Source organism: Pararhizobium sp. A13 (assembly GCF_040126305.1).
GTDB lineage: Bacteria > Pseudomonadota > Alphaproteobacteria > Rhizobiales > Rhizobiaceae > Pararhizobium.
The window spans coordinates 3,763,612-3,789,589 of the sequence record NZ_CP149510.1; the positions used below are offsets into that span (position 1 = coordinate 3,763,612).

The window sequence follows — 25,978 nt, forward strand, 5'->3', positions numbered from 1 at the left end:
GACAGCACGAAAGCGACAGCATGGCTAATTTCCGTTTTTCCGTTTCAAAACCGGCTGTTACGGCCTGTGCTCTGGTCTCGGTGGCGCTTGCGAGCGGTTGTTCGAGCGTCGAGCGAACGCCGATGGAACAGTTGATGGCGGTGCAGACGGTGACGCCGCTGCCGAAGCCCGGAACGGAAATGACGGCTTACGCTCTGCCGACCCCGGATGGTGCAGCGACCGCGACAGCCGCAGCGCTTGCGGCCGAAACCGCGATGATGAAGCCCGGCGAGAATCCGTCGGCAACGCCGGTCGGTGCCAACAACGAAGGCATCCCGGCTGCCACTCAGCAGGCCGTAGCCGTTCCGACGGCAAATCCGCTCGTCACCCCTCAGGCATCGGCGACGGCGCAGGCCGCAACACCGTCCGCTCTGCCGCAAACGGCGAATGCTATGGTCCCGCCGACCGCCGGCGAGACCGCCACTGCCCTGTCTCCGCAGATTCCCGAAGGCATGATGATGGCCGCGATGGAATCGGATTTCGACACCGGCGAACCGGTTGGCCTTGAGACCTTGGTCGCCAAGCGCATGATCGTGCCAGTGCAGAAGCCTTCGATGGCGGCGGCCGCACTTGGCGGTGCCAAGGAGATGCTGGCGTCGCTGACTGGGGCGGAAAAGCCGACCAGTTCGCGTCCTGAGCTCGATCGCCTGATCGCCTATTACGCCAAGCTCAACAATATTCCGGAAGAGCTGGTGCATCGCGTCGTGAAGCGCGAAAGCACCTACAATCCGCGCGCCTATCACGCCGGCAACTACGGCCTGATGCAGATCCGCTACCACACGGCCAAAGGCCTTGGTTATGAAGGTCCGGCCGAAGGCCTCTTCGACGCAGAGACCAATCTAAAATATGCGACGAAGTATCTGGCCGGCGCCTGGATGGTGGCCGATAACCAGAACGACGGTGCCGTCAGGCTCTATGCCAGCGGCTATTATTACCACGCCAAGCGCAAGGGCCTGCTTGAAACGCTGGGCATGAAATAAAGCCTCTCAGTCAGCCAATATCACCGGATTTCTTCAGAGGCGGTCAATTGACCGCCTCAACTATTTTCGCCTCCAGCATGCGCACGTCATAGCCCGAGCTCGACGGCGTGAGCCCCAGGCGAACGACGGCAAGCCCAAGGGAGGGGACCAGCATCGCGGTCTGCCCGTCATGGCCCTGCAGCCAATAGGCATCCTTAGGCAACGGCGGCCCGACATCCTTTCCGAACTTCGTCCAGACATGCCCCGCCCCATAGCGTCCGTTTGATGCCTTGGTGGGCGTGTGCATGAAGGTCACAAAGTCCGGCGGCAGGATCTGCTCGGTGTTCCAGCGGCCGTTCTGCAGCAGGAAGAGGCCGAACCGGGCCCAGTCCCGCGCCGTCGCATACATGTAGGAAGAGCCGACGAAAGTGCCGTGCGCATCCGGCTCCAGCACCGCGCTCGTCATGCCGAGCGGCCGGAACAGGGCCGCGCGCGGAAATGTAAGAGCCTCGCGGATGCTGCCGAAGGTATTCATCCAGAGCCGAGAAAGAATCGTCGACGTGCCGCTGGAATAGCTGAAGCGTTCGCCCGGCTGCGCCTCGAGCGGTTTTGAGGCCGAGAAATTCGCCATGTCGCCCTCGAGGAACAGCATCCGGGTGACGTCGGTCACATCGCCATAATCCTCGTTGAACTGAAGACCGCTCTGCATGGCGAGAAGATCGGCGAGCTTTATCCGGCTGCGCGGGTCGTTTCGCCATTGCGGCAGAAGCTCGGCTCGATCGAGCGCCATCTGCCCGTCCCTGATTCGCAAGCCGATCAGCGCCGCCGTTACCGACTTGGTCATCGACCAGCCGAGCAGCGGCGTCCCACTGTTGAAACCCTCGCCATAGCTTTCCGCAACAATCCTGCCATCCTTGACGACAACGATGGCGCGCATGCCAGGCCCGGTAAGCTGCGGATCTGTCAGTAGCGTCTGCACCGCAGGATTGACGTTCGTGCCGCTGCCGTCGGGCCAGGGTTTACCCTCATCCGATTGCGGCGGCCTGCGGCGAAGCTGCCGGTTGCCGGGAAACGCCGCGAACTCGCCCTCGGTGACATTGGTGCATCCGAGACCTTCGCGGTAGATCGCATGGCCCGGAGCAGCAAAGCCGAACATGCGGGCGGTGACCGCCTTGCGGGTTTCATCGACCGATATGCGCACAAGACGCAGGAGGGGATGCCCGGGCGCCTGAACGTCCGCGGCAAGTACCGCATCGGCGTCCCTGCCGGCAACGAAGACATTGGAGCAGACGATCTTGGCGGCATAGCCATCGCCGACGCGCAGCAGTTCGGGCGGCATCACAACGAGCCAGCCGGCAATCGCCGCTACGGCAACCGACACCGAGCCCGCGAGCCATAACAATCTTCTGCGCATACGCATCGCCCCTGCTTCGCCACCGCCACAAAAACAGGATTCCATGTTTTTAGGAAGGGTTTATGGCGATCACTTTGGTGCGAGAAATGTTTCTAACCTATTGATCGCGCCGCAACCTTGGCCGGTTCGCACCGCATCCACTGCTGAAACCGCCCGGGAATCAGAAAGAACCTTTCACGAGATGTTCGTGGCCCGAGCGAGATGGCCTCATCGAACATGCGCAAACTCAAACGATTTTTGTGAATGGGAGTTTGCATAAGCCGTCCGTCATCAAAGTGTAGCGGACTCGTCTTAGAAGCCTTCCAACTTCAACAGATGGCAGGCTGACATGACCGATCTCGCCCCCGATGCAGGCTACGGCAAAAAGAACCGCAAGCTTAAAACCGCTCTGATCCAGCACAAGGCGCTGACTCTCGACGGTTTGTCGGAACGGCTTTTCGGATTGCTTTTCACCGGTCTCGTCTATCCGCAGATCTGGGAGGACCCGGCTGTCGACATGGAGGCCATGCAAATCCGGCCGGAACACCATATCGTCACCATCGGCTCCGGCGGCTGCAACATGCTCGCCTACCTCTCCGCGGCACCCGAGCGCATCGACGTGGTCGATCTCAATCCACATCACATCGCGCTCAATCGGCTGAAGCTCGCCGCCTTCCGGCACCTGCCCGGTCATGCCGACATCGTCCGCTTCCTTGCCCGGCATGATATCGCCAGCAATGTGCAGGCCTTCGATATGTTCATCGCACCCAAGCTCGACAATGCGACGCGGAAATACTGGAACGGCCGCGGCCTGACGGGTCAGCGCCGCATCCGGGTTTTCGGCAAGAACATCTATCGCACCGGCCTGCTCGGCCGCTTCATCGGTCTCGGTCATCTCCTGGCTCGGTTGCACGGCGTCGATCCGAGCGAGCTGGCCGATGCCCGCTCGATGCGCGAACAGCGTCAGTTCTTCGACGAACGGCTGGCGCCCCTGTTCGACCGCCCGGTCATTCGCTGGATCACCAGCCGCAAGAGCTCCCTGTTCGGGCTTGGCATTCCGCCGCAACAGTTCGACGAGCTTGCGAGCCTCAGCGACGAAAAGTCGCTTGCCGGCGTGCTGCGCCAGCGCCTGGAAAAACTCTCCTGCCATTTCCCGCTGAAAGAAAACTATTTCGCCTGGCAGGCTTTCGCGCGCCGCTATCCGATGCCGCATGAAGGCGAGCTGCCGGTCTACCTGCAGGCCAGCCGTCACGAGACGATCCGCAACAATGCCGAGCGCGTCCACGTGCACCACGCCAGCTTCACCGAACTTCTGGCGAAGAAGCCGGCCGGATCCGTCGATCGCTACGTTCTGCTCGATGCGCAGGATTGGATGAGCGACCGCCAGCTCAACGATCTGTGGACCGAAATTACCCGGACATCGGCAGAAGCCGCCGTCGTGATCTTCCGCACTGCGGCAGAAGCCAGCATCCTGGAAGGTCGCGTGTCGCAGGCCCTGCTCGGTCAGTGGCACTACGATGCAGACAAGTCGCAGGCCCTGAACCTCAAGGACCGCTCCGCCATCTATGGCGGCTTCCATATCTACAGGAAAACGGCATGACGGCGATCGATACCGGCGCCAGCCATGCCGAGCGCATGGACCGGATGTACCGCACGCAGCGGCATTTCTACGACCTGACCCGCAAATATTATCTCCTCGGCCGCGACACGCTGATCCGGGAACTTGATGCTCCAACTGGCGGCAGCGTGCTTGAAGTTGGTTGCGGCACGGGCCGCAATCTGGCGCTGATCGGACGGCGTTTTCCGCAGGCGCGTCTGTTCGGGCTCGACATCTCGGCTGAAATGCTCGTTTCGGCCGAGGCGAAACTGGGTAGGCCCGGGCGCACAAGGACGGTTTTGCGTGTCGCCGACGCGACTGATTTCCAGCCTTCGGAATTCGGCGAAACCGGCTTCGACCGCATCGTCATTTCCTATGCGCTTTCGATGATTCCGGACTGGGAAAAGGCGATCGACGCGGCGATCGCGGCACTCAATCCCGGCGGCTCGCTTCATATCGCCGATTTCGGCCAGCAGGAACGCCTGCCGCACCTGTTCCAGCGCGGGCTCCAGGCCTGGTTGAAACGCTTTCACGTGACGCCGCGCAAGACGATGGTGACCGTCCTCAAGTCCAAGGCCAAACAGTTCGGCGACACCGTCGAGCACCGCCCGATCGGCCGCGGCTATGCCTGGCTTTTCATTTACACACGCTCGTCGAATAAGCCGGCGCAAGCCGCATAACGAACCTTCACTGAAGTCGGATCGACCGCGGACCCGTGTTTACTTCGGGTCTGGGGTGCAAGCTTTGACAATTGCTGCTTGAAACTAACTCAATTTTTACGTTGATATGGTGAAAATGAGGTTCACGCCTCCCGGGGGATTCACATCAGCGGATATCATCGTGTGAGGCAGCATCGTCGATCGTTTCAGAACGGGAACCTCATGCGCCGGCTATTCCTGGCTCTACTGCCTATTGTGACGCTTCTTTCCGCCTGTACGTCGACAGACTACGATCTCGTTTCCACCGCATCGATCCCGCCCAAGTTCCAGGACAAGGATCCGCAGGATTTCGGCGAGCGCACGCCGTATAATCACAATATCCACGGCGTCGACGTCTCGAAGTGGCAGGGCGATATCGACTGGGTCAAGGTGAAGGGATCCGGGGTTTCGTTCGCCTTCATCAAGGCGACGGAAGGCAAGGACAGGGTAGACGCGCGGTTCAACGAATACTGGCAGCGCGCCCGCGCCGCCGGCCTGCCCTATGCGCCCTATCATTTCTACTATTTCTGCTCCACGGCCGATCAGCAGGCCGACTGGTTCATCGCCAATGTGCCGAAGAGCGCGGTCTATCTGCCGCCGGTTGTCGATGTCGAATGGAACGGCGAATCGAAGACCTGCCGCTACCGGCCTTCGCCGCTGACCGTGCAGACCGAAATGAAGCGCTTCATGGACCGGCTGGAACAGCATTACGGCAAGCGCCCGATCATCTACACCTCGGTCGATTTCCACCGCGACAATCTTGTCGGCCAGTTCAACGACTATCATTTCTGGGTTCGCTCGGTCGCCAAGCACCCGACGGCGATCTACCCGGAGCGCCGCTGGGCCTTCTGGCAATATACCAGCACGGGTGTCATCCCCGGTATTGACGGCGATGCCGACATCAACGTCTTTGCGGGATCGCCCAAGAACTGGAAAAACTGGGTGGCGGCCGTTTCGAAAGCGCGCGAACAGGCCGAGAATTGAGCCGCTAAGGCCTGCATTTTTTCTTCTTTCCGCCCCATTGCCGTGCGACAGCCACTCTCATATTTTCTTCCAAACCGTGGCAGCCCGTTTTTCGGGTTGCATCCGGCCGGTTCGGCCCGACAACAAGGACTTGCGATGACACGCAGCACACTGCGCTCCGTTCTTTCGATCGGCTTCCTCACCCTTTTGGCCTCGTCTGCCCTTGCGCAGCAAACGGTGGCGCCTGCCGCCCCCTGCGGCGGCGACCTCGCTTCCTTCCTGCAAGGCGTCAAGGCCGAGGCGATTGCCAAGGGCATCCCGGCGGAAGCAGTCGACCGCGCGCTCGCCGGGGCGGCGATTTCCGAGAAGGTGCTGGGCCGTGACCGGGCGCAGGGCGTCTTCAAGCAGAGCTTCACCGAATTCTCCCAACGCACCGTCAGCAAGGCGCGTCTGGATATGGGCGCGAAGAAGATGAAGGAATATGCCGCCGTCTTCGAACGAGCGGAAAGCGAATTCGGCGTTCCAGCTCCGGTGATCACGGCCTTCTGGGCAATGGAGACGGATTTCGGCGCCGTTCAAGGCGATTTCAACACCCGCAACGCGCTGGTCACACTGGCGCATGACTGCCGCCGCCCTGACATGTTCCGCCCGCAGCTGATCGCCGCAATCGAGATGGTCCAGCACGGCGATCTTGACCCGGCAACCACCACCGGCGCCTGGGCCGGTGAAATCGGACAGGTGCAGATGCTGCCGGAAGATATCATCGCCCAGGGCGTCGATGGCGATGGCGACGGCCATGTGAACCTGAAGCAAAGCTCGCCGGATGCGATCCTGACAGCCGCGAAGTTCATCAAGAGCCTCGGCTTCACGGCTGGCCAGCCTTGGATCCAGGAAGTTACCCTGCCGGAGAACTTGCCCTGGGAGAAGACCGGCTTGCAGTCCGGCATGACCGCCGGCGACTGGTTCGCACTCGGCGTCAAGCCGCGCGACGGCAACACCACCTTCCCGCAGCTCGCTGCCTCGATCGTCATCCCGCAGGGACGCCACGGCGTCGCCTTCATGACCTATCCGAATTTCAACATCTATCTCGAATGGAACCAGTCGTTCATTTACACGACCTCGGCCGCCTATTTCGCCACCCGCCTTGCCGGCGCGCTGCCCTATGAGAGCCGCAACCCTGAACAGGGCCTGAGCGACGAAAACATGAAGGCCCTGCAGGTGAAGCTTCAGACCATGGGCCACGATGTCGGCAAGATCGATGGCATCCTCGGTTCCGGTACGCGCGCTGCATTGCAGAAGGAACAGTTGCGCCTCGGCCTGCCGGCTGACGGCTGGGCGACAGAAGCGGTTCTCAACGCTCTTTAACGTCTGTCTCACGCTCGCCGTGCAAACGCGCCCGCCGCCGGTGGTGGCGGGCAAGCCGCAACGCGCGATACCGCAGCCTGAGCGACCAGCGGGCGTCCGCAAGTGCTGCCCCTCCTTTCGAGACCTCGCTCAATTCGCGCGCGTAGGCGATCGCAAAAGCCTTGCGGTAGGTAGAGAGATGTTCGGAAGCAATGTTCTCCAGCCGGTGCATCACGCTGACCCACAGCGGCGATACCAGCAGCGTGACGGCGGTGACGGCGATCGCCACCTTGTAGGTATCGAACTGCAGCACACCGGCGCTCAAGCCCGCAGCCGCCAGCACGAAGGAGAATTCGCCGATCTGCGCCATCGACAGGCCGGCGATCAAGGCGATCTGCGGTGACGATCCGGTCTTGCGCAGCAGGAAGATGTTGAGCACCGTCTTGGCGGCGATGACGATCAGCGCGGCACTCAGCACAGACCAGAAATTCTCGCCGATGAAGGTCAGATCGATCAGCAACCCGATCGACAGGAAGAAGACCACCAGCAGCACGCTCTGGATCGGCTCGATTACCGGGATGACGCGGCTGCGCAGCGTGGAATTACCGATGACGATGCCGGACAGAAAGGCGCCGTAGGCCGGCGACATGCCGGCAAGACCGGAAATCGCCGCGGCGCTGAAACAAACGGCGAGCGCCCCCAGCGCCAGAATTTCGACCTTGTCCTCGACCGCTTCACTGAAGGGAATCCTGAGTTTCCCGTGCCGGCCGAACCACCATAGCAAAGCGGCGAGGATGGCGATGGCGATCAGCATCTTGGCTGCGATCGTGCCGATGCGCGCCTCTTCGCCGCCCAGGCTCGAGACCAGGATCAGCATAGGCACGACCGCGATATCCTGGGCAATCAGTACACCAACGGCAATCCGCCCCGTTTCGCTGCGCAGTTCACCCATGTCCTCGAGCATCTTCATGGCAACGACGGTAGACGACATAGCGATGACGAAACCGAGGATCAGCCCTTCCGCGAGGCTTGCCCCGGTCATCAAGGTAATCAGCCCAGCAGCCAGGATGGCGGCGATAACCTGACCGCCTGCGACGAGCAGTGCCTGCCGCAGGCTAAGCACGAAGGCCTTGATCGAGAGTTCCATGCCGATGAAGAACAACAGGACGACGACGCCCATCTCGGCAAGCAGCGTGACGTTGCCGCTCGAGGAGATGAAGCCGAATCCGGTCGGTCCGAGGGCAACGCCCGCAAGGATGAAACCTACCAGTGGCGGCTGGCGCAGACGCAGGAATCCCAGTCCCAGAAGCGCCGCGACCGCCACGACGATCGCGATGGGAATAAGCCCCTGGCCCTCATGCGCGGCGGCAGTGATGGATTGTGTCGTTAGAGGCTCCAGCAGATCGTCCTTCATATCGATGGGGCTATGTTCAAGAATCGGGTGGATAAATCCCACCCTGAGCCTTAACCGTCGTTATGTTCCGAATGAGGCAAGGGAAGGTCAAGTCGCATGCATGCAAAAACGGACGGTCTGCAGCATCGGATGACGCTTGCCACCTGGGGCCTGCTGGCGCTGCTCGGGCTGATCTGGGGCGGTTCATTCTTCTTCGCGCGCATCGCCATCCAGCATGTGCCGGCCTTTACCCTCGTTCTCCTGCGGGTGGCACTCGCCGCTCTGGCGCTGCACATCTATGTGTTCGGCCGCTACGACATCTACCGCGAACTCAAGGCTCGCTGGCCACAATTTCTGCTGCTCGGGCTGATCAACAATGCCATTCCGCATACGTTCATCTTTCTCGGCCAGACGCAGATAGGTGCCGGCCTCGCAGCCATCCTCAACGCGACGACACCGGTCTGGACCGTTTTGATTGCCAATGCGCTGACGCATGACGAGAAGCTGAGCCTTTCCAAGATCGCCGGCTGCCTGCTTGGCCTTGCGGGAACGGCCGTTCTGATCGGCCCGAGCGCCCTGCCCGGTCTGATGCAGTCGGGCAGCAACATTCCGCTCTGGGCTCTGCTCTTCCCGGTCATCGCGGCGATCAGCTACGGTTTCGCGGCGACCTACGGCAAGCGCTTCAGGGGGCTTGCGGCGCCCGTGACCGCAGCGGGGCAGCTGACCGCTTCGACGCTGATCATGTTGCCGCTCTCCCTGATCATCGACACGCCCTGGCAGCTGCCGGTGCCGCCGATGACCTCGGTTCTCGCCGTGCTTGCCTTGGCTCTGCTGTCCACGGCCTACGGCTATATCCTGTTCTTCCGCATCATGAGCCGCGCGGGCGCAACCAACACCTCGCTGGTGACGCTGTTGGTGCCGCCAAGCGCAATCCTGCTCGGTTTCCTGTTCCTCGGCGAAACGCTTGAACCGACAGACGTCGTCGGCATGCTGCTGATAGCCATCGGACTGGTCGTTCTCGACGGCCGCATCCTGCCTGGCCGTCGAACCTGAAGGTAGAGGAATCGGATCTGCAAGAAACGCAAATGTGTCTATTCGGCCACTCACGGCGCATTTCGGTGCGTTACATTAACCAGATCGAAGACATTGTGAAAAAAATGTGGCAGCCGGAAAAATCTTTTTTAATCAGAAAGTTAATCCTGTGCATAACCATTTTTCAGGCTGCAGGTACTGCACCGCAGCATAACTTTTCCTTTCAACCGTGACATTTTCACCCTATGTTTCGTGCGTTAACGCAAGGAGGGCCGATTATGGGAATTACACATTCGTTGAATGTCCTCATGATAAGTGCAGCGTTCGTTTTCGTAGCAACCATGCTTTTCATCTGAAAACGTCAGGCGAACAGTCCAATCGGTAAAAAAGGACTATAATACCGTAAACCAATTGCAGCAGGATCGAGCAAGTTAGTCGCTCCGCCGAGCACTGCGACGCTAGGCTGCTAGACAACAAAGCCCTTGAAACCATCCGGTCTCAAGGGCTTTTTTTATTGGCGCATCGCCATCCGATCAGACTCAGGCCGCAGCGCCCGCCGCGCGGGACGGCATGGCCGCAGAGGTGTCCCGCTCGAATCCGACGAGATCGCAAACCGCGGCGACAAGCGGCGACCGGTTCATTGTATAGACATGGAAATCACGGATACCGCGCCGTGCGAGATCAACGATCTGTTCGGCAGCGATATGGGTCGCTTCCTTGAAGCGTTCCTCGGGGCTCTCGTCGAGATGGACGAGCCGGGTGACAATCGCTTCCGGAACCCGCGCCCCGCACAATCCGGCAAACTTGCTGACCTGCGTCAGGTTGTTGATCGGCAGAATGCCCGGAACGACGGGGATGGTGATACCAGCACGCCGGACGCGCTCGAGATAGCGCTCGAAATCATCGTTATCGAAGAAGAACTGGGTCAGCGCGCGGGTTGCGCCGCTGTCGACCTTGCGCTTCAGCATATCGATATCGGTGGCGACGTCCGGGCTTTCGGGATGCTTTTCGGGATAAGCGGACACGGAAATCTCGAAGTCGCCTCTGCCCCGGATCGCCGCGACAAGAGCGGCCGCACTTTCATAACCGCCGGGAAAGGGCTCGTAGCGGGCGCCGATCCCGCCCTGCGGGTCGCCACGCAAGGCCACGAAATGCCGCACGCCGCCATCGATGAACTCGGTGACGATCGCATCCACCTCGTCCTTGGCCGCGCCGACGCAGGTCAGGTGCGCAGCCGTGTTCGGGAAGCCTGCCTCGTGGATCATCCGCCGCACGGCCGTCAGGGAGCGCGCCTTGGTGGAGCCGCCGGCGCCATAGGTCATCGTCACGAACGCCGGATTGAAGACCGCGAGGTCCTCGACGGTCTGGAACAGCTGCGTTTCCATCTCGTCGTTCTTTGGCGGGAAATATTCGAAGGAAAGCCTCAAATTACCGCGTTCGGCCGGGTAAAGGGTGTGTAGCGCCATGTCATGTCCTCCCGGCATAGGCAAGGGTTTTACCACCCTCGGATAAATCGGCAGCGGCGGCCTGCCGCTGGTCTCGGGCAAGCCATATGGTCACCGTCAATTGCCTGTCTCGGTCCCTTTCCGGAGCGAGATCGACGACCTCCTCGACACTGAGCCCGGCCTTTTCCAGCCATTCCGCCATGGTCTGGCGCGAAAAGCCGAGGCGCATATGGGCATGCTCGTCGCGCAGATATTCCAGCGTGTGCGGGGCGAGATCGATGATCGCCAGCCGGCCGCCGGGCGACAGCATACGGGCCGCCTCCACAATCGCCGCCTCGGGCTGCTGCAGGAAGTGCAGAACCTGATGGATGGTCACGAGATCGAACTGGCGCCCATCCAGCGGCAGGTTGAAGATGTCGCCATGCCGGATCGATGCCTTGGTGATGCCGGCCCGATCCAGATTGGCGCGGGCGACGGCGAGCATGTCACGGCTGGCATCGACGCCGACGCCCCGCCGGTACAGCCCCTCGAACAGTTGCAGAATGCGGCCGGTGCCGGTGCCAAGATCGAGCAGCCCGTCGACCGGTTCAGCACCGACGACCTTTTTCAGCGCAGCCTCGACATCCGCCTCGCTGACATGCAGGCGGCGCAATTCGTCCCATTCAGCGGCATTGCGGCTGAAATAGGCCTGCGCCTTCTCCGAGCGCGCCTGTTTCAGCGCCGTCAGCCGCTCGCGATCCCGCGTCAACACCGCATCGGAGAGGTCGGAAGCGGCGAGCAGATCGCGCACCAGCGCAACGCCGGCTCCCTCGCCTCTCAGGCGAAAATAGGCCCAGGCACCTTCCTGGTAACGATCGATCAGCGCGACTTCGGCGAGCAGTTTCAGGTGGCGGGAAATTCGGGGCTGCGATTGGCCAAGAATTTCGGTAAGATCGGTAACGGTCAGGTCGCCGGCGGCCAACAGGGCGAGAAGACGCATACGCGTCGGCTCTCCCGCTGCCTTGAGGACGTCCACCAATGCGTCCAGTCCCAGCCCCTGATCTCTTGCCATCGCAAACCTCATCAACACATAAAGATATGTTTATGTGATTTTCGCGAGTGCTGCAAGATGAAATGTGGCGCAATGCCGCAACGTCCACAAACGGAAAAGGCGGCCACAGGAGCCGCCTTTCAATTGACATGTGTCATGAGGCGCCTGAGGGGGCCTCTCGGGAGCACTTAGCGGGTCAGACGCTTGTAGCTGACGCGGCTCGGATTGACCGATTCCGGACCCAGGCGGCGGATCTTGTCCTTCTCGTAGTCCTCGAAGTTGCCCTCGAACCATTCGACATGGCTGTCGCCCTCGAAGGCGAGGATATGCGTGGCAAGACGGTCGAGGAACATGCGATCGTGGCTGATGATCACGGCGCAGCCGGCGAAGTTTTCCAACGCAATTTCCAGCGCCGCCAGCGTTTCGGTATCGAGGTCGTTGGTCGGTTCGTCGAGCAGCAGGACGTTGCCGCCTGCCTTCAGCATCTTGGCGAGATGGACGCGGTTGCGCTGACCGCCGGAAAGGTTTCCGACCTTCTGCTGCTGATCGGTGCCCTTGAAGTTGAAGGCGCCGCAATAGGCGCGCGAGTTCATTTCGAGCTTGCCGAGCTTGATGACTTCGGCGCCGCCGGAAATCTCTTCCCAGACGGTCTTGTTGCCATCAAGCGCATCGCGGCTCTGGTCGACATAGCCAAGCTTCACGGAATCGCCGACGCGGAAGCTGCCGCTATCCGGCGTCTCCTGACCGGTGATCATCCGGAACAGCGTCGTCTTGCCGGCGCCGTTCGGCCCGATGACGCCAACAATGCCACCCGGCGGCAGCTTGATCGACAGGTCGTCGATCAGCACGCGATCGCCGTAACCCTTGGTGATGTTCTCAGCTTCAATGACGACCTGACCAAGACGTTCGCCGATCGGGATGATGATCTGCGCATCGCCGAGACGCATTTTGTCGGCGGCATCGACCAGTTCGTCATAGGCCTTGATACGCGCCTTTGATTTGGCCTGACGGGCTTTCGGGCTGGAAGCGATCCATTCCTGCTCGCGGCTGATCGCCTTGCGGCGGGAGGCGTCCTCACGGTTTTCCTGCTCCATGCGCTTGGCCTTGGCAAGCAGGTAGGCTGAGTAGTTGCCTTCATAAGGAATGCTGCGGCCGCGGTCGAGCTCGAGGATCCAGCCCGTGACGTTGTCGAGGAAGTAGCGGTCGTGGGTGATCATCATCACCGCGCCCGGATACTGGCGCAGATGGTTTTCCAGCCAGCCGATGGTTTCGGCGTCCAGATGGTTGGTGGGTTCGTCAAGCAGAAGCAGGTCGGGCTTGGAGAGCAGCAGCTTGCAGAGCGCCAGACGGCGGCGCTCACCTCCCGAAAGGCTCGTCACGTCGGCATCGCCGGGCGGGCAACGCAGCGCGTCCATCGCCATTTCGACCTGGTTTTCCAGATCCCAGAGGTTCTGGCCGTCGATGATGTCCTGAAGCCTGGCGCCCTCGTCCGCCGTCTCGTCGGAATAGTTCATCATCAGTTCGTTGTAACGCTCGATGATGGCGGTTTTGTCTGCCACGCCCTCCATGACGTTTTCCATCGCCGTCTTGGTCGGATCAAGCTGCGGCTCCTGCGCCAGGTAGCCGACGGTCGCACCTTCGGCGACCCAGGCCTCACCGGTATACTCCTTGTCGAGCCCGGCCATGATGCGCAGCACGGTCGACTTGCCGGCGCCGTTCGGGCCGAGGATACCGATCTTGGCGTCCGGGTAGAAGGAAAGATTGACATTCTCCAGCACCTTCTTGGTGCCGTAGGACTTATTCAGCCCAGACATATGATAGATGAATTGACGTGCCATAAAGAGACTGCTCCGACGGAATGGGATTTTGCCCGCTATGTAGGCGAATTATCCCGGCGGAGCAATGAAGAAACCGGCTTTAACTCAGCCATTCACTGAATGCCGGCGGCGTCAACGCCCCCCCTGCCGCATTTGAAATCGGTCTCTCCGGCGGCGAGGATCAGAGGCGACAGGCCGGCGCCGGCCGAGACATTCCCCGAAAGCCCGATCGTCAATCCCGTGATGACGCTGCGGGGGCCCGCCTTCTGGCAGCGCATCCGCACCCGGTCGCCGGCACCCTTTCCGAAACTCGTGTCGAAAGCCTGCTTGATTTCGCCCTCCGTCACCTCTTGTCCGAGGCGATCGACGAACAGGCATCTTTGTCTGACCAATTTTTCCTGACCTGATGCGAAACGGGCACCAAGCGGAGATTGCCTTTCGCCGACAAATCAAGTTGATAGCAGGACGTCGTGGAACTTCGCCTGGGAGGGTTGGCGTGTTTGCCAAGGTCGAAACGTTGCAAAGCCCGAGCGGAGCCGCCCTCGCCTGGCGCCACTGGCCGGCCGCCGCGCCGGAAAAAGGCGTCCTGATCGTCAGCCACGGCCTTGCCGAACACGCCGCCCGCTACGCCCGTTTCGCCGAATTCATGGCCGGACACGGCTTTCACATCTATGCGCACGACCATCGCGGGCATGGCGCAACCAAAGCCGATGATGCACCGCTCGGCCGGTATGCGCACCGGCAAGGCATCGACAAGGTGCTGTCCGACGTCCGGGCGATGCGCGACATGGCAGCGGCCAATCATTCCGGCCTTCCTATTATCCTGTTCGGCCATTCCATGGGCGGGCTGATCGCGCTCAACGCCGCAGAGAGCGATCCCGGGCTCTATGATGGGTTGGCGGTGTGGAACTCGAACTTCAATCCGGGTCTTGCCGGCCGCGCCGCGCAGGTCATTCTCGCCGCCGAAAAGATGCTGAAAGGCTCGGACGTACCAAGCGGCCTTCTGCCGAAACTGACCTTCGGCGTCTGGGGCCGGTCTATCAAGAACCGCAAGACCGAGTTCGACTGGCTCTCCCGTGATGACGCGGAAGTCGCAAAATATGTCGCGGACCCCCTCTGCGGTTTCGACGCCAGCGTCTCTTTGTGGATCGACATGTTCGATCTGACATTCCTGGGTGCAAGGCAGGATCGCCTGCAACGGCTGCCTCAAAACCTGCCGATCCATCTCGTCGGCGGCGGCGAGGATCCGGCCACCAATGGCGCGCGGGAAATCAAGTGGCTGGCCAGGCGGATGCAAACTGTGGGGCTGAAAGGCGTGACGGCGGTCGTCTACCCGACGATGCGCCACGAGACGCTGAATGAAACGGAACGCGACAGCGCCATGCGTGATTTTGCCGCCTGGTGTCTCGCTGTCGTGGAACGGCGGATATAGCGAAGGCATGCATGTCTGGTCTCTGAATCATCTGGCATGAACGCAGGATCAACAAGAGCGCCAGCGTGGCGTCGGTGTCACCTGCAATCTGACAAAATAGTTTTCACGGAGCTTTGGGAGGAGCGGACATGAAGACAGGCGGAGAGTTGATCGTCGAGGCGCTGAAGGCGAATGGCGTCAAGCGCATCTCCTGCGTGCCGGGAGAGAGCTATCTGGCGGTGCTGGACGCGCTTTACGACACGGACATCGAGGTCGTGGTCTGCCGCCAGGAGGGCGGCGCGGCCATGATGGCGGATGCCTGGGGCCGTCTCACCGGCGAACCCGGCATCTGCATGGTGACCCGCGGACCCGGCGCCATGAACGCGTCCGCCGGCCTGCATATCTCCCGCCAGGATTCGATCCCGATGATCCTGTTCATCGGCCAGGTGCAGCGCGACGCTCGCGAGCGCGAGGCCTTCCAGGAAATCGAGTACCGCCGCGCCTTCACCGAAATCGCCAAATGGGTCGGCGAGATCGATCACCCCGCCCGCATTCCGGAATTCGTCACCCGCGCTTTCTCGGTCGCAACCTCCGGCCGTCCGGGGCCTGTGGTACTGACTTTGCCGGAAGATATGCTGACGGAGAAGACCGAGGCTCCGGCAGCCAAACCCTACCAGCCTGTTGAGAGCCATCCGGGCGCAAGCCAGATCAAGGCACTCGAAAGCATGCTGGCAACGGCCGCGCGGCCAATCGCCATTCTCGGCGGCACGCGCTGGAACGAGCGAGCAGTCCGGCAATTCCAGGCCTTCGCGGAGCGGTTCGATCTGCCGGTCGGCTGCTCCTTCCGCCGACAGATGCTGTTCGATCATCTTCATCCGAGCTACGCTGGCGATGTCGGCATCGGCATCAATCCGGCGCTCGCCAAGGAAATCCGTGAGGCGGATCTCGTGCTCCTGATCGGCGGCCGCTTCTCCGAAATGCCCTCGTCCGGCTATACGCTGCTCGATGTGCCCTACCCGCGCCAGACGCTGGTGCATGTGCATCCCGACCCCGGCGAACTCGGCCGCGTTTACCGGCCGGATGTGGCTATCGCGGCGGCCCCTGCCGATTTCGCAGCTGCCTTGGAAGAGATGAAACCCGCCGCGCCGCCGCCATGGAGCGATCGCTCCAGAGCGATGCACCAGGCCTATCTCGCCTGGTCCACGCCGCCGGAAGCCGGCCCCGGCGATGTGCAGATGGGACCGATCATGCGGTTCATCGAAGCAAATACGGCCGAGGACACGATCTTCACCAACGGCGCTGGAAACTATGCGACCTGGCTGCACCGCTTCCACCGATTCCGCTGCTTCAACACGCAGGCGGCGCCGACCTCCGGCTCCATGGGATACGGCCTGCCTGCGGCTGTCGCTGCAAAACATCTCTTCCCCGAGCGCGAGGTCATCTGCTTTGCCGGCGACGGCTGCTTCATGATGCACGGACAGGAATTCGCGACGGCGGTGCGCTACAACCTGCCGATTATCACGCTGGTGATCAACAACGGCATCTACGGCACCATCCGCATGCATCAGGAGCGCGAATATCCGGGTCGGGTCAGCGGAACCGATCTCACCAATCCGGACTTCGCAGCCTTCGCCCGCGCCTATAGCGGCCATGGCGAACTGGTGGAAAAGACGGAGGAGTTTGCTGGCGCTTTCGAGCGTGCCCGGCAGAGCGGCAAACCGTCGATCATCGAGATCAGACTTGATCCCGAGGCGATCACGCCGACGCGGACGCTGAGCCAGATCAGAAACGGCTAAGTCTCATGAAGGCTCGAACGGCGCGCAATCGAAATGCGCGCCGTTCGCAAAAACGCATCAGCCGCGAATGTGCTGGGTCTGCTGATACACATTGGTCGAGCGGGCGCCGGAGCGGCAATAGCCGAGCATCGGCCGTTCGAACGTATCCAGCGCATCGACCATGTCGCGCACCGCGTCTGCCGTCACGCCCATCGGGCCGACCGGGATATGGGTGATGTCGAGGCCGAGTTCCTTGGCGCGGGCGGCGATGGTTTCGAACTGCGGCTGGTCCGGCTGCTCGAAGTCCGGGCGGTGGCAGACGATGGACCTGAACCCCATCGCCTTGATCGCATCGAGGTCTTCGACGGAGATCTGTCCGGTGACCGAATATTCATCGTTGATCTGGCGAATGTCCATGGGAAAACCTTCCTGAAAATGGTGTCCGGACTGATGTAAGACCGCCAGCCTGAGGCGTCAATCGGAAAGCCGGTTTCACCGAATCTGGAAAGCCAATGCGTAGTCCACCGCCCCTCCCGGAGCGAGCATCGGCAGTTCACCGGCAACAGCAAGATCGGTCCGTTTGGCAATCCGGTGGGACACCGGCTCGATGCTGATGACGTCGGCCGACCCGCGCTGGCATCGCCACATCTGGAGGAACGGCAGGGTTGCCGTCTCGAACCGGACGATCAGCGAGCGGCCTGACAAGGCCTCGAACGGACCGAGGGTCACCTGCGCCCAGCCGTCCCGGGCCGTCGGCGCGGCCGGCAGACAGAAATGCGCGCTTTCGCCATCGCCGAAGCGCCACGGCCGTCGCTCGCTGCCGAACATCGTCCCGGCGATATGCGTGTCGTCGCCGAGCATCCAGCCGCCGATATTCATGTGATACATCAGCATCGGGGCAAACGGTGTGGCCCCGGTGTTGGTAACCCGGTCCGACAGCAGAACCTCTGTTTCATCCCGGCTGATCGCCCAGCGCCGTGACACCAGCGCCGTTCCGCCATTGGAAAGTGGAACCTCGGTTTCGGCATTACAACCGGGTGGCTCGTCACGGCCGGACATCTCTGTCCTTCTAACCGGCGTGCCGCAAAGCGAACCATGCAAGGGAAACCTTCGCCCGTCATCGAAACCCTCGACCGGCTCCGGATGGCGGATATGGTCCGGGCCGCAGGTGAAAAAGAAGCCCTGCAGCGCATGGTCGATGCGCCGGTCGCCGTCCGAAGGGATCGCCGTACCCGGTGAAATATCGACGCCATCGACGACGAAGGCGCCGATATCCAGCGCCGACTGGCGGTCAAGCAGAATCTGGAATTCGCCTTCGCGACGCTGGCCGGATATCGTGATCGGCATTGAGCATCTCCTCGCAAAGCTTGAGTCGGCGAAAACCGCCGGCAATCAGCCCGAGAAAGCTAACTCATAGAATGAGCCAAATCTGCCGCTTGAAACGTGCAACCCACCGAATTAAATGGATTTTAGGGAACTGTTCACAATGAATTCAGTTTATTCATATTACCGTCCCATTTGATTTGTAGGCCCCGAACACAACCGCCAGATTATAGGTTTCATCGTGACGTTCGTTTCCAGAGCCGGAATAGCCCTCCTCGCTGCCGTAAGCGTGCTCGCGCTTGCCTCTGCTGCAAAAGCGCAGGACAGCTTCGGCCGTTTGCCGGCCAACGCGGTTCTGGTCACACCGCAGGGTGAAATTCTCGATTATCTACCCGAATCGGGCGATGTGCAGATGATGCGCGACCGCCGTGGCCGCACCGTACTGGTCGACGCCTGGGGCAATGTGGTGGCGACGGTGATGGGCAGCGGCCGGCAGCGCAACGAAGCCCGCCGCCGCGAAATGAACCGCGACTACTACACCGATCAGGGCCTTGGTTTTTCCGAACAGGGCTATCCAGACCAGGGTTTTTCAGAACCCGGCGACGTGACCGGCTCCGTTCCCGATTACCGCGATGCGACGCCGCCGAGTGTCGAGCGCCAGGAACTGCCGGACAGCTTTTCGACGCTCCCCGACGAGAACGACATGGCCGCTCTGCCGCCGGAGGAATACCCTTCGCAGCGCCAAACCCTGCCTCCCGCCGCACAGATCACCAAGAAATCCAGCGCTGAAATCACGGCCCTGCAGGTGTTCCTCGATCGGGAGGGATTTTCTCCCGGCGTGATCGACGGCAGGAGCGGCTCGAACGTCACCAAGGCGATCGAGGCCTGGCAGCAGGCGACCGGCGAGACGCTCGACCCGAACAACACCGATGACATCATGGAACGGCTGCGCTTCTCCGGCGGGCTACCAATCACCTCCTACACGATCACGGCCGCGGATGCTGCTGGCCCCTATGTTGCCTCCATTCCGGAAGACTACGCGCACAAGGCTGCTCTGCCGCATCTGTCCTTCACCTCGACCACGGAAATGCTCGGCGAAAAGTTCCACATGGACGAAGCCTATCTGCGGGAGTTGAACCCCGGCGTCGATTTCACTGTTCCCGGCACGATCATCAAGGTGATCAACCCCGGTGAAATGAAGAAGGGCAAGGTTTCCCGCATCATCGCCGACAAGTACCGCAAACAGGTCTTCGCGTATGATGAAGCCGGCACACTGATCGCCGCCTACCCCGCGACAATCGGTTCGTCCGATACGCCGTCGCCGTCCGGCACGGTACAGGTCGATCGTATCGCATTCGATCCCGGCTACACCTACAACCCGAAGATCAACTTCAAGCAGGGCGAGAACGACAAGGTGCTGACCTTGCAGCCCGGTCCCAACGGTCCCGTCGGCACAGTCTGGATCGCCCTGTCGAAACCGACGTACGGCATTCACGGAACACCGGAACCGTCAAAGATCGGCAAGACCCAAAGCCATGGCTGCGTGCGCCTAACCAATTGGGATGCGACAGAGCTTGCCAAGATGGTCAGTGTCGGGACCACCGTCGAATTCCTCGACTAAAAAATGCGCGATCTCCCCCATTTGGGGGAGTAAAGACGGGCAAAACCTGTTAAAAATAAGGGGTGTCTGGAGCCTGTGATCATACCGCAGCGCAGCCCGGCGTTTTCAGCACGAAAACATTCACCGGACGGCCTTATCGCCCGGCCGATGGAGTATTGCGCATACTTTCGGGAGATGGAAAACGGGGCCGCGGTGCGTAGCTTGGAAGCACCGCGGCCCCAATCGTTTCAGGGCTTCTCTCCACATCCCTTCGCTTCATGACCTCATCATCTTTTGTCATTAAAAAACATTGCCGCAATGCTCTATCTGTCGGAAGAAAGTAAGTTCAATTCCGACAGACGAGGAATGCCGTGATGGCCGCCGAACGCTCCCTTCCCAACCTCTGGCATGCCACGGCGCCTGCGGCTCCCGAGAGCCGCCCGCTTGCAAGCGACGTCATCGTCGATGTCGCGGTGATCGGCGGCGGTTTCACCGGACTTTCGGCGGCACTTCACCTTGCCGAAAAGGGCGTGAAAGTCGCCGTCGCAGAGGCGAAGATGATCGGCTTCGGCGGCTCCGGCCGCAATGTCGGCCTCGTCAATGCCGGCATGTGGACAAAACCCGACGACCTGATCGCCACGCTCGGCGTTAATGCCGGTAACCGACTTCTGACCGAACTCGGCGATGGGCCGTCCGTCGTCTACGATCTGGTCGCCAAGCACCAGATCCAATGCGAGGCCGTCCGCAACGGCACGCTGCACATGGCCGTCGGAACCGAGGGCCTGAAGGACATCCAAGACCGGGAAGCACAGTGGAAGAAATTCGGCGCTCCCGTCGAAGTGCTGTCCGCCGAGCGCACCAGGGCGCTAACCGGTGCGGAAGGATTCGCTGGTGCCCTGCTCGACCGTCGCGCCGGTACGATCCAGCCGCTTGCCTATGCCCGCGGCCTTGCCCGAGCAGCTCTCGAAGCCGGCGCCGAGATCTACACCGAGACGCCGCTTCTTGCCGCCGAACGCAACGGCGACACCTGGAGGTTGACGATGCCGGGCGGCTCGATCACGGCCAAAAGCGTGATCCTTGCCACCAATGCCTATGGCAAGCTCATCGAGCGCACGCCTTGGTCGGCCCATACGGAAGAACTGACCATCCTGCCCTTTTTCCAGTTTGCCACCCAACCGCTCAGCGACAATGTCGCCCGAAGCATCCTGCAGGAACGCCAGGGCTGCTGGGATACCGGCCTCGTGATGACGTCCTTCCGCATGGACCAGCAGAACCGGATGATTTTCGGCAGCGTCGGTCGGCTGGACGCAGTTGCGAAGGGAACGCACCGGGCTTTCGTCAAGCGCTCGCTGCGCAAGCTTTTCCCGATGATCGGCGACGTCCGGTTCGAATACTGGTGGGACGGTCGCATCGGCATGACCACCAACAACCTGCCGCAGATGCACGTGATGGCGCCGAACGTCTTTTCGATCAGCGGCTACAACGGCCGCGGCATCGCGCCGGGCACGGTCTTCGGCCGGGCACTCGCCAACCATGTCATGGGCGCGCCGAACGCCTTGCCGCTTGCCGAAACGCCCTTGACGCCCGATCCATGGCGCAGCCTCAAGTCGGTCTTCTATCACGCTGGCGCGCAAGCCAAGCACTTCATCGACCGTCGCTTCTGAAATCTGAACCTGAAAAGGGCGCGCGGATCGCTCTGCACGGCTTTTGACTTGCAGTTGTGCGATCAGGCCGCACGGCGCGCCGGATCGACCAGCCGAAGCGGCACCAGCTTGCGGACTTCGTCGCCAAAGGCGCGGGCATTTTCGCGGGCCTTGTCGAGATTGCTGACTCGGCTCGCGTCCATCGTCTGCAAGGTGCCACCACAGTCGAAGATGTCGCGGAAAGCGGCACGTTCGATGATCGGCGTATCGAGGACCGGAACGGCGCGCTCGGTGAGCAACTGCTTCACCACCTGTAGCGCCCGAGTCGTCACCAGTGAGTTGACCCGGGTCAGAACGACTGAGTGATTGATGCGGATGCCAGCTTTTTCTTGCAGGTGACAGAGCAGCTCGAGCACTTGGGCGCCACCCTTGGCATCCATGGCACAGCCCTGGATCGGGATCATGACATGATCGGAAAGGCCGATCGCCGTTGCCATCAGCGTGTTGCGGGCGCCGGCGAGATCGATGATGAAATAGTCGGTCTTGGCCCTGTTTTCGCTGATATGCGTCTGGATAGATGCCATCGTCACATTCGAGATGACGTCGATATTGGGGACTTCTCCCGAAATTTCATGCCAGTGGGAGATCCAGTGCTGCGGATCGGCATCGAGAATGGTGACGCGTGCACCACAGCGTGCGAGTTCCGTCGCGAGGATAAGCGCGGCGGTCGTCTTGCCCGCGCCGCCCTTGGTGTTTGCAAATGTGATAACTGGCATTGCTGTCCCTGTCTGAAAACGTCCGAGCCCCGGCATGGCTCCCGCAAAGCCCAAGGCCCATCGCGCTCCGGTTAATCAAACCTTTCAGATCGTGGTTAAAAAAATCTAAACACGCCCCTCGCTAGAATTAACGATGCTGGCCCAAACAGGTGTGAACGTGTGGCGCAACGAGGCGAAACTCACGATAAAACTTTCCAGATTTCGAGAGATCAGGGATCAGCGTGTATCGCGCTGCAATCGAAGGACAGGGCGGCGCGCGCCACCAGCGAATGTCCGGCAGGGTTTTCCGACTGCGGGATACGTTCCGGCGCCTTATAGCAGATACGCGCAAGCGAACCGCTCGATTGCAGGTGCGGCTGCCCGCGCACCAAATGCAGGACTTCCGTCGCAAGCCCTTGCATGTTTCGCTGCGCCTTGGCGAGGTTGGTGAGCTTGGCTTCATCGATCGTATAGAGCGTTCCACCATGTTCGAACATGTCGCGGTAAGCGCTACGTTCGATGATGGGCGTGTCGAGCAGCGCCACATTGCGCCGGACAAGAAGCGCCTTGACGCTGCGGATGGCGCGTGTCGTCACAAAGGAGCTGACGCGGGTCAGGACCACGGCATGGTTGATGGGGCTACGCGCGTTGCTTTCCACCTGCCCTATGATGTCGAGCACGTGCGCTGCGCCCTGCGCGTCCATGGCGCAGCCCTGAACAGGAATGAGCATGAGGTCGGAAAGACCGGCAGCCAGGGCAATCAGCGCGTCGCGGCAAATGTCACACCGGTCACAACGGATATACTGTCGACCGCGCCGGGCAACCCGTGCCACTTGGCCGCAAATGCAAGAGGGTCGCAGTCGAAAATGACGACCTTCTCGCCCTTTTGCGCAAACTCCATGGCCAGAAGCAATGCTACCGTCGTCTTGCCGGATCCTCCCTTGGCATTCGCAATTGAAATTACAGCCATCTCGTTCCCGTCGGCCTCCTTAGGCTGCCATCACCCCTTCGAGTAAAGGCGCTCCGTGCCCCAAGCCTTGCAAAACAGCGTTAACGAAAGACAAACAATCATTAGCCGGGAAATAAAAAACGGAGCGATCGCAGGGACCGGCTCCGTTGAATGTTGTGGCTGAAAGCGCTGACGCCTCTAGCCATGCTTCATGTCAAATGCAGTCGCGGAAAAGCTGCTTGGCGGCATCAAGCGTCAGTTCGACCGGATTGCCGCCCGCCGTCGGATCGACGATCGCCATCGCGGCCATTTCGTCGATGCGGTCCGTGCCGACGCCGAGCGCCGACAGCTTGTCCGGAACACCGAGTTCTTCCCGCAGCGTCAGCACGTAGTCATAGAAGCCGTCAAAACCGCCGGAAATGCCGAGATAGGCGGCGGCCATGCCGATCTTGTCTTCAACGGCCGGGCGGTTGAAGCGCAGCACCGGCGGCATGACGATGGCATTGGTCATGCCGTGGTGGGTGTTGTAGATCGCGCCGACCGGATGCGACAGCGAGTGGATGGCACCAAGGCCCTTCTGGAAGGCGACAGCGCCCATGGCGGCCGCACTCATCATATGGGCGCGGGCCTCGATATCCGTGCCGTCCTTATGGGCGCGCGGCAGGTATTCCTTGACCAAGCGCAGGCCTTCGAGCGCGATACCGGCCGACATCGGGTGATAGAACGGCGAGGAATAGGCTTCCAGGCAATGGGCGAAGGCGTCCATGCCGGTGCCGGCGGTGATCACCCTCGGCATGCCGACCGTCAGTTCCGGATCGCAGATCGTCACAGCCGGCAGGAACTTCGGATGGAAGATCACCTTCTTCGTGTGCGTCTGTGAATTGGTGATGACCGAGGCGCGGCCGACTTCGGAGCCGGTACCGGCGGTCGTCGGCACAGCGATGATCGGCGCGATACCCTCGACGCTGGCGCGCGTCCACCAGTCGCCGATATCCTCGAAGTCCCAGACCGGCCGGGTCTGTCCGGCCATGAAGGCGACGCACTTGCCGAGATCAAGCCCCGAGCCGCCGCCAAAGGCGATCACGCCGTCATGGCCGCCGTCCTTGAACGCCTTGACGCCGGCCCCAAGGTTGACGTCTGTTGGGTTGGAATCGACATCGCTAAACAGCGCCCGGCCGAGCCCGGCAGCGTCGAGAATGTCGAGCGCATTCTGGGTGATCTGCATGGGCGCAAGGCCACGGTCGGTGACCAAAAGCGGCTTCTTGATGCCAAGCGCCTTGCAGTGATCGGCAAGTTCCTTGATCCGCCCCGCCCCGAACTTGATAGCGGTCGGATAGCTCCAGTTGGCTGTGATGGTCATGCTGTTACTTTCTTCAGATGGTAGGATTTCGGGCGGGTCAGGTTCTGGAAACCGATGACGGAAAGCGAGCCGCCGCGGCCCGTTTCCTTGACGCCGGTCCAGCAGAGCGCCGGATCGAGATAATCGGCGCGGTTCATGAAGACGGTGCCGGTTTCAAGGTCGTTGCCGATACGAGCAGCGCGTTCGGCGTCCTTCGTCCAAAGCGAGGCGGTCAAGCCGTACTTGCAATCGTTCATCAGGGCGAGTGCCTCGGCATCGTTCTTCACCTTCATGATGCCGACGACCGGGCCGAAGCTTTCTTCCGTCATCACCTTCATGGAGTGATCGACATCGACAAGCACCTGCGGCGCAAGATAGGCGCCGCCGTCATCCTGCGGGAACAGCTTCGGATCGACCAGCGCCCTGGCGCCCTTGGCAACGGCCTCGGCCGTCTGGGCGCGGACTTCTGCGGCAAACCGCTTGTGCGCCATCGGGCCAAGCGAGGTTTCCTGCTCGAGCGGATTGCCGAGCTTGTAGGCGGAGGCGAAGGCAACAGCCTTTTCGACGAAGGCGTCATAGAGGTTTTCGTTCACATAGATGCGCTCGATGCCGCAGCAGCACTGCCCGGAATTGAACATCGCGCCGTCCATCAGCGTATCGACGGCAGCGTCGAGATCGGCGTCTTCCATCACATAGCCCGGATCCTTGCCACCAAGTTCGAGGCCGAGCCCGGTAAAGGTGCCGGCAGCAGCCCGCTCGATCGACCGGCCACCCTCGACCGAGCCGGTGAAATTGACGAAATCGAAGCTCTTGGCCGCGATCAGCGCCGAGGTCGTGGCATGGTCGAGGAAGATGTTCTGGAACACGTCCTCCGGGACGCCCGCCTCGACAAAGGCGTGCACCATGCGCTCGCCAACGAGGATCGTCTGGCTGGCATGCTTGAGCATGACCGCATTGCCCGCCATCAGCGCCGGCGCGACGGTGTTGATTGCCGTCATATAGGGGTAGTTCCACGGCGCGATCACGAAGACGACACCGTGCGCGACACGCTCGATGCGACGCTCGAAGCTGGTGCTGTCCTCGACGACGATCGGCGCAAGCGCGTCCGCAGCGATGGAGGCGACATAGTTGGAACGCTCGTTGAAGCCGCGGAATTCGCCGCCGTAGCGCACTGGCCGCCCCATCTGCCAGGCGAGTTCCGGCACGACCTCGTCGACCATTTCATTGAGCCGTGCGACACCGGCCAGCACCAGCTTGACGCGGTGTTCGACCGGGCGCTTGGCCCAGTCTTTCTGCGCCGCGCGGGCGCGCGCCACAGCGGCCGAGGCGGTGGCGGCGTCAGCAGCGGGTCGTACCGCATAAACCTCCCCGTTCACCGGGGATATGCATTGGATCATGGTCATGATCGTTTTCCTGTTCTGTCGTCAAAAATTATGATCCGGTACCGCCCTTTCGGGCATCTACCGGATCGAA

At 61.3% G+C, this 25,978-nt stretch carries 22 protein-coding genes and 1 pseudogene; 10 read left to right on the forward strand and 13 right to left on the reverse strand.

Annotated features, from left to right (window positions below):
- Window positions 1–20: 20 nt before the first annotated feature.
- A complete protein-coding gene (locus WI754_RS18480) occupies window positions 21–1,019 on the forward strand; it encodes a lytic transglycosylase domain-containing protein (protein WP_349434906.1) in 999 nt (332 codons plus the stop codon).
- A 43-nt stretch (window positions 1,020–1,062) separates the two neighbouring features.
- Here the strand turns inward: WI754_RS18480 and WI754_RS18485 are convergent, their stop codons facing one another.
- Entirely contained in the window at window positions 1,063–2,412 is a 1,350-nt protein-coding gene (locus tag WI754_RS18485) for a serine hydrolase (protein ID WP_349434907.1), read from the reverse strand.
- 328 nt (window positions 2,413–2,740) lie between these two features.
- Here WI754_RS18485 and WI754_RS18490 point away from each other — a divergent pair, with 328 nt between their 5' ends.
- The 4 genes from WI754_RS18490 to WI754_RS18505 all read left to right on the forward strand — a co-directional run bounded on the left by WI754_RS18490 (window position 2,741) and on the right by WI754_RS18505 (window position 7,014).
- Window positions 2,741–3,991, forward strand: coding sequence for a DUF3419 family protein (locus WI754_RS18490; RefSeq protein WP_349434908.1), 1,251 nt, complete (start codon window positions 2,741–2,743; stop codon window positions 3,989–3,991).
- Window positions 3,988–4,668 carry a class I SAM-dependent methyltransferase gene (locus WI754_RS18495; RefSeq protein WP_349434909.1) on the forward strand — a complete coding sequence of 227 codons (681 nt, stop codon included), beginning with the start codon at window positions 3,988–3,990 and terminating at the stop codon, window positions 4,666–4,668. The genes WI754_RS18490 and WI754_RS18495 overlap by 4 nt, the downstream gene beginning before the upstream one ends.
- 201 nt (window positions 4,669–4,869) lie before the next feature.
- Window positions 4,870–5,670 (forward strand): GH25 family lysozyme, encoded by an 801-nt coding sequence (locus WI754_RS18500; protein WP_349434910.1) that lies wholly within the window; start codon window positions 4,870–4,872, stop codon window positions 5,668–5,670.
- 135 nt (window positions 5,671–5,805) lie between these two features.
- Window positions 5,806–7,014 (forward strand): lytic murein transglycosylase, encoded by a 1,209-nt coding sequence (locus tag WI754_RS18505; RefSeq protein WP_349434911.1) that lies wholly within the window; start codon window positions 5,806–5,808, stop codon window positions 7,012–7,014.
- Here WI754_RS18505 and WI754_RS18510 read toward each other — a convergent pair.
- Complete coding sequence (locus WI754_RS18510) at window positions 7,001–8,407, reverse strand: cation:proton antiporter (RefSeq protein ID WP_349434912.1); 1,407 nt, start codon at window positions 8,405–8,407, stop codon at window positions 7,001–7,003. The two genes, WI754_RS18505 and WI754_RS18510, sit on opposite strands and share 14 nt — an antisense overlap.
- 96 nt (window positions 8,408–8,503) lie before the next feature.
- On the opposite strand from WI754_RS18510, the gene WI754_RS18515 reads away from it, so the two are divergent.
- Complete coding sequence (locus WI754_RS18515; RefSeq protein ID WP_349434913.1) at window positions 8,504–9,439, forward strand: DMT family transporter; 936 nt, start codon at window positions 8,504–8,506, stop codon at window positions 9,437–9,439.
- 518 nt (window positions 9,440–9,957) lie between these two features.
- Here WI754_RS18515 and metF read toward each other — a convergent pair.
- The 4 genes and pseudogenes from metF to WI754_RS18535 all read right to left on the reverse strand — a co-directional run.
- Window positions 9,958–10,884 (reverse strand): methylenetetrahydrofolate reductase [NAD(P)H], encoded by a 927-nt coding sequence (metF, locus tag WI754_RS18520; RefSeq protein ID WP_349434914.1) that lies wholly within the window; start codon window positions 10,882–10,884, stop codon window positions 9,958–9,960.
- 1 nt (window position 10,885) lies between these two features.
- Window positions 10,886–11,914, reverse strand: coding sequence for a metalloregulator ArsR/SmtB family transcription factor (locus WI754_RS18525; RefSeq protein ID WP_349434915.1), 1,029 nt, complete (start codon window positions 11,912–11,914; stop codon window positions 10,886–10,888).
- Between the two features lie 167 nt (window positions 11,915–12,081).
- Window positions 12,082–13,731 carry an energy-dependent translational throttle protein EttA gene (gene ettA / locus WI754_RS18530; protein ID WP_349434916.1) on the reverse strand — a complete coding sequence of 550 codons (1,650 nt, stop codon included), beginning with the start codon at window positions 13,729–13,731 and terminating at the stop codon, window positions 12,082–12,084.
- Window positions 13,732–13,823: 92 nt separating this feature from the next.
- Window positions 13,824–14,090, reverse strand: a pseudogene (locus WI754_RS18535) (ribonuclease); the annotation flags it as partial.
- Window positions 14,091–14,206: 116 nt separating this feature from the next.
- On the opposite strand from WI754_RS18535, the gene WI754_RS18540 reads away from it, so the two are divergent.
- Together WI754_RS18540 and WI754_RS18545 are read left to right on the forward strand one after the other, a co-directional pair.
- Complete coding sequence (locus tag WI754_RS18540; protein WP_349434917.1) at window positions 14,207–15,142, forward strand: alpha/beta hydrolase; 936 nt, start codon at window positions 14,207–14,209, stop codon at window positions 15,140–15,142.
- 128 nt (window positions 15,143–15,270) lie between these two features.
- On the forward strand, window positions 15,271–16,917 hold the full coding sequence (locus WI754_RS18545) for a thiamine pyrophosphate-binding protein (protein ID WP_349434918.1): 1,647 nt from the start codon (window positions 15,271–15,273) through the stop codon (window positions 16,915–16,917).
- Window positions 16,918–16,974: 57 nt separating this feature from the next.
- On the opposite strand, the gene WI754_RS18550 is transcribed toward WI754_RS18545, so the two are convergent.
- Both WI754_RS18550 and WI754_RS18555 read right to left on the reverse strand, forming a co-directional pair.
- A complete protein-coding gene (locus tag WI754_RS18550) occupies window positions 16,975–17,313 on the reverse strand; it encodes a TIGR01244 family sulfur transferase (protein ID WP_113003148.1) in 339 nt (112 codons plus the stop codon).
- 75 nt (window positions 17,314–17,388) lie between these two features.
- Window positions 17,389–18,243: a DUF4432 family protein gene (locus WI754_RS18555; RefSeq protein ID WP_349434919.1), complete on the reverse strand. Its 855-nt coding sequence runs from the start codon at window positions 18,241–18,243 to the stop codon at window positions 17,389–17,391.
- Between the two features lie 217 nt (window positions 18,244–18,460).
- On the opposite strand from WI754_RS18555, the gene WI754_RS18560 reads away from it, so the two are divergent.
- Entirely contained in the window at window positions 18,461–19,840 is a 1,380-nt protein-coding gene (locus WI754_RS18560; RefSeq protein WP_349434920.1) for a L,D-transpeptidase, read from the forward strand.
- Between the two features lie 353 nt (window positions 19,841–20,193).
- A complete protein-coding gene (locus WI754_RS18565; protein WP_349434921.1) occupies window positions 20,194–21,483 on the forward strand; it encodes an FAD-binding oxidoreductase in 1,290 nt (429 codons plus the stop codon).
- A gap of 62 nt (window positions 21,484–21,545) precedes the next feature.
- On the opposite strand, the gene WI754_RS18570 is transcribed toward WI754_RS18565, so the two are convergent.
- From WI754_RS18570 to WI754_RS18590, 5 genes are all read right to left on the reverse strand, one after another.
- Window positions 21,546–22,238, reverse strand: a complete 693-nt coding sequence (locus WI754_RS18570; protein WP_349434922.1) for a ParA family protein — start codon at window positions 22,236–22,238, stop codon at window positions 21,546–21,548.
- 209 nt (window positions 22,239–22,447) lie between these two features.
- A complete protein-coding gene (locus WI754_RS18575) occupies window positions 22,448–22,921 on the reverse strand; it encodes a hypothetical protein (protein WP_349434923.1) in 474 nt (157 codons plus the stop codon).
- Window positions 22,922–22,977: 56 nt separating this feature from the next.
- Window positions 22,978–23,187, reverse strand: a complete 210-nt coding sequence (locus tag WI754_RS18580) for a ParA family protein (RefSeq protein ID WP_349434924.1) — start codon at window positions 23,185–23,187, stop codon at window positions 22,978–22,980.
- A gap of 193 nt (window positions 23,188–23,380) precedes the next feature.
- Window positions 23,381–24,526: an iron-containing alcohol dehydrogenase gene (locus WI754_RS18585; RefSeq protein ID WP_349434925.1), complete on the reverse strand. Its 1,146-nt coding sequence runs from the start codon at window positions 24,524–24,526 to the stop codon at window positions 23,381–23,383.
- Window positions 24,523–25,908, reverse strand: a complete 1,386-nt coding sequence (locus tag WI754_RS18590; RefSeq protein WP_349434926.1) for an aldehyde dehydrogenase family protein — start codon at window positions 25,906–25,908, stop codon at window positions 24,523–24,525. Before WI754_RS18590 ends, WI754_RS18585 begins: the two co-directional genes overlap by 4 nt.
- Between the last annotated feature and the right edge of the window lie 70 nt (window positions 25,909–25,978).

What these genes read in the sequence shown, in the direction of transcription:
- WI754_RS18490 (WP_349434908.1), top strand. Translation starts at nt 2,741, where the DNA reads ATGACCGATCTCGCCCCCGATGCAGGCTACGGCAAAAAGAACCGCAAG.
- WI754_RS18505 (WP_349434911.1), top strand. Translation starts at nt 5,806, where the DNA reads ATGACACGCAGCACACTGCGCTCCGTTCTTTCGATCGGCTTCCTCACC.
- WI754_RS18510 (WP_349434912.1), bottom strand. Translation starts at nt 8,407, where the DNA reads ATGAAGGACGATCTGCTGGAGCCTCTAACGACACAATCCATCACTGCC.
- WI754_RS18555 (WP_349434919.1), bottom strand. Translation starts at nt 18,243, where the DNA reads ATGCCGATCACGATATCCGGCCAGCGTCGCGAAGGCGAATTCCAGATT.
- WI754_RS18590 (WP_349434926.1), bottom strand. Translation starts at nt 25,908, where the DNA reads ATGACCATGATCCAATGCATATCCCCGGTGAACGGGGAGGTTTATGCG.
- WI754_RS18500 (WP_349434910.1), top strand. Translation starts at nt 4,870, where the DNA reads ATGCGCCGGCTATTCCTGGCTCTACTGCCTATTGTGACGCTTCTTTCC.
- ettA (WP_349434916.1), bottom strand. Translation starts at nt 13,731, where the DNA reads ATGGCACGTCAATTCATCTATCATATGTCTGGGCTGAATAAGTCCTAC.
- WI754_RS18495 (WP_349434909.1), top strand. Translation starts at nt 3,988, where the DNA reads ATGACGGCGATCGATACCGGCGCCAGCCATGCCGAGCGCATGGACCGG.
- WI754_RS18585 (WP_349434925.1), bottom strand. Translation starts at nt 24,526, where the DNA reads ATGACCATCACAGCCAACTGGAGCTATCCGACCGCTATCAAGTTCGGG.
- WI754_RS18485 (WP_349434907.1), bottom strand. Translation starts at nt 2,412, where the DNA reads ATGCGCAGAAGATTGTTATGGCTCGCGGGCTCGGTGTCGGTTGCCGTA.
- WI754_RS18565 (WP_349434921.1), top strand. Translation starts at nt 20,194, where the DNA reads ATGGCCGCCGAACGCTCCCTTCCCAACCTCTGGCATGCCACGGCGCCT.
- WI754_RS18515 (WP_349434913.1), top strand. Translation starts at nt 8,504, where the DNA reads ATGCATGCAAAAACGGACGGTCTGCAGCATCGGATGACGCTTGCCACC.
- WI754_RS18525 (WP_349434915.1), bottom strand. Translation starts at nt 11,914, where the DNA reads ATGGCAAGAGATCAGGGGCTGGGACTGGACGCATTGGTGGACGTCCTC.
- WI754_RS18550 (WP_113003148.1), bottom strand. Translation starts at nt 17,313, where the DNA reads ATGGACATTCGCCAGATCAACGATGAATATTCGGTCACCGGACAGATC.
- WI754_RS18575 (WP_349434923.1), bottom strand. Translation starts at nt 22,921, where the DNA reads ATGGACGCGCAGGGCGCAGCGCACGTGCTCGACATCATAGGGCAGGTG.
- WI754_RS18580 (WP_349434924.1), bottom strand. Translation starts at nt 23,187, where the DNA reads ATGGCTGTAATTTCAATTGCGAATGCCAAGGGAGGATCCGGCAAGACG.
- metF (WP_349434914.1), bottom strand. Translation starts at nt 10,884, where the DNA reads ATGGCGCTACACACCCTTTACCCGGCCGAACGCGGTAATTTGAGGCTT.
- WI754_RS18570 (WP_349434922.1), bottom strand. Translation starts at nt 22,238, where the DNA reads ATGCCAGTTATCACATTTGCAAACACCAAGGGCGGCGCGGGCAAGACG.
- WI754_RS18480 (WP_349434906.1), top strand. Translation starts at nt 21, where the DNA reads ATGGCTAATTTCCGTTTTTCCGTTTCAAAACCGGCTGTTACGGCCTGT.
- WI754_RS18545 (WP_349434918.1), top strand. Translation starts at nt 15,271, where the DNA reads ATGAAGACAGGCGGAGAGTTGATCGTCGAGGCGCTGAAGGCGAATGGC.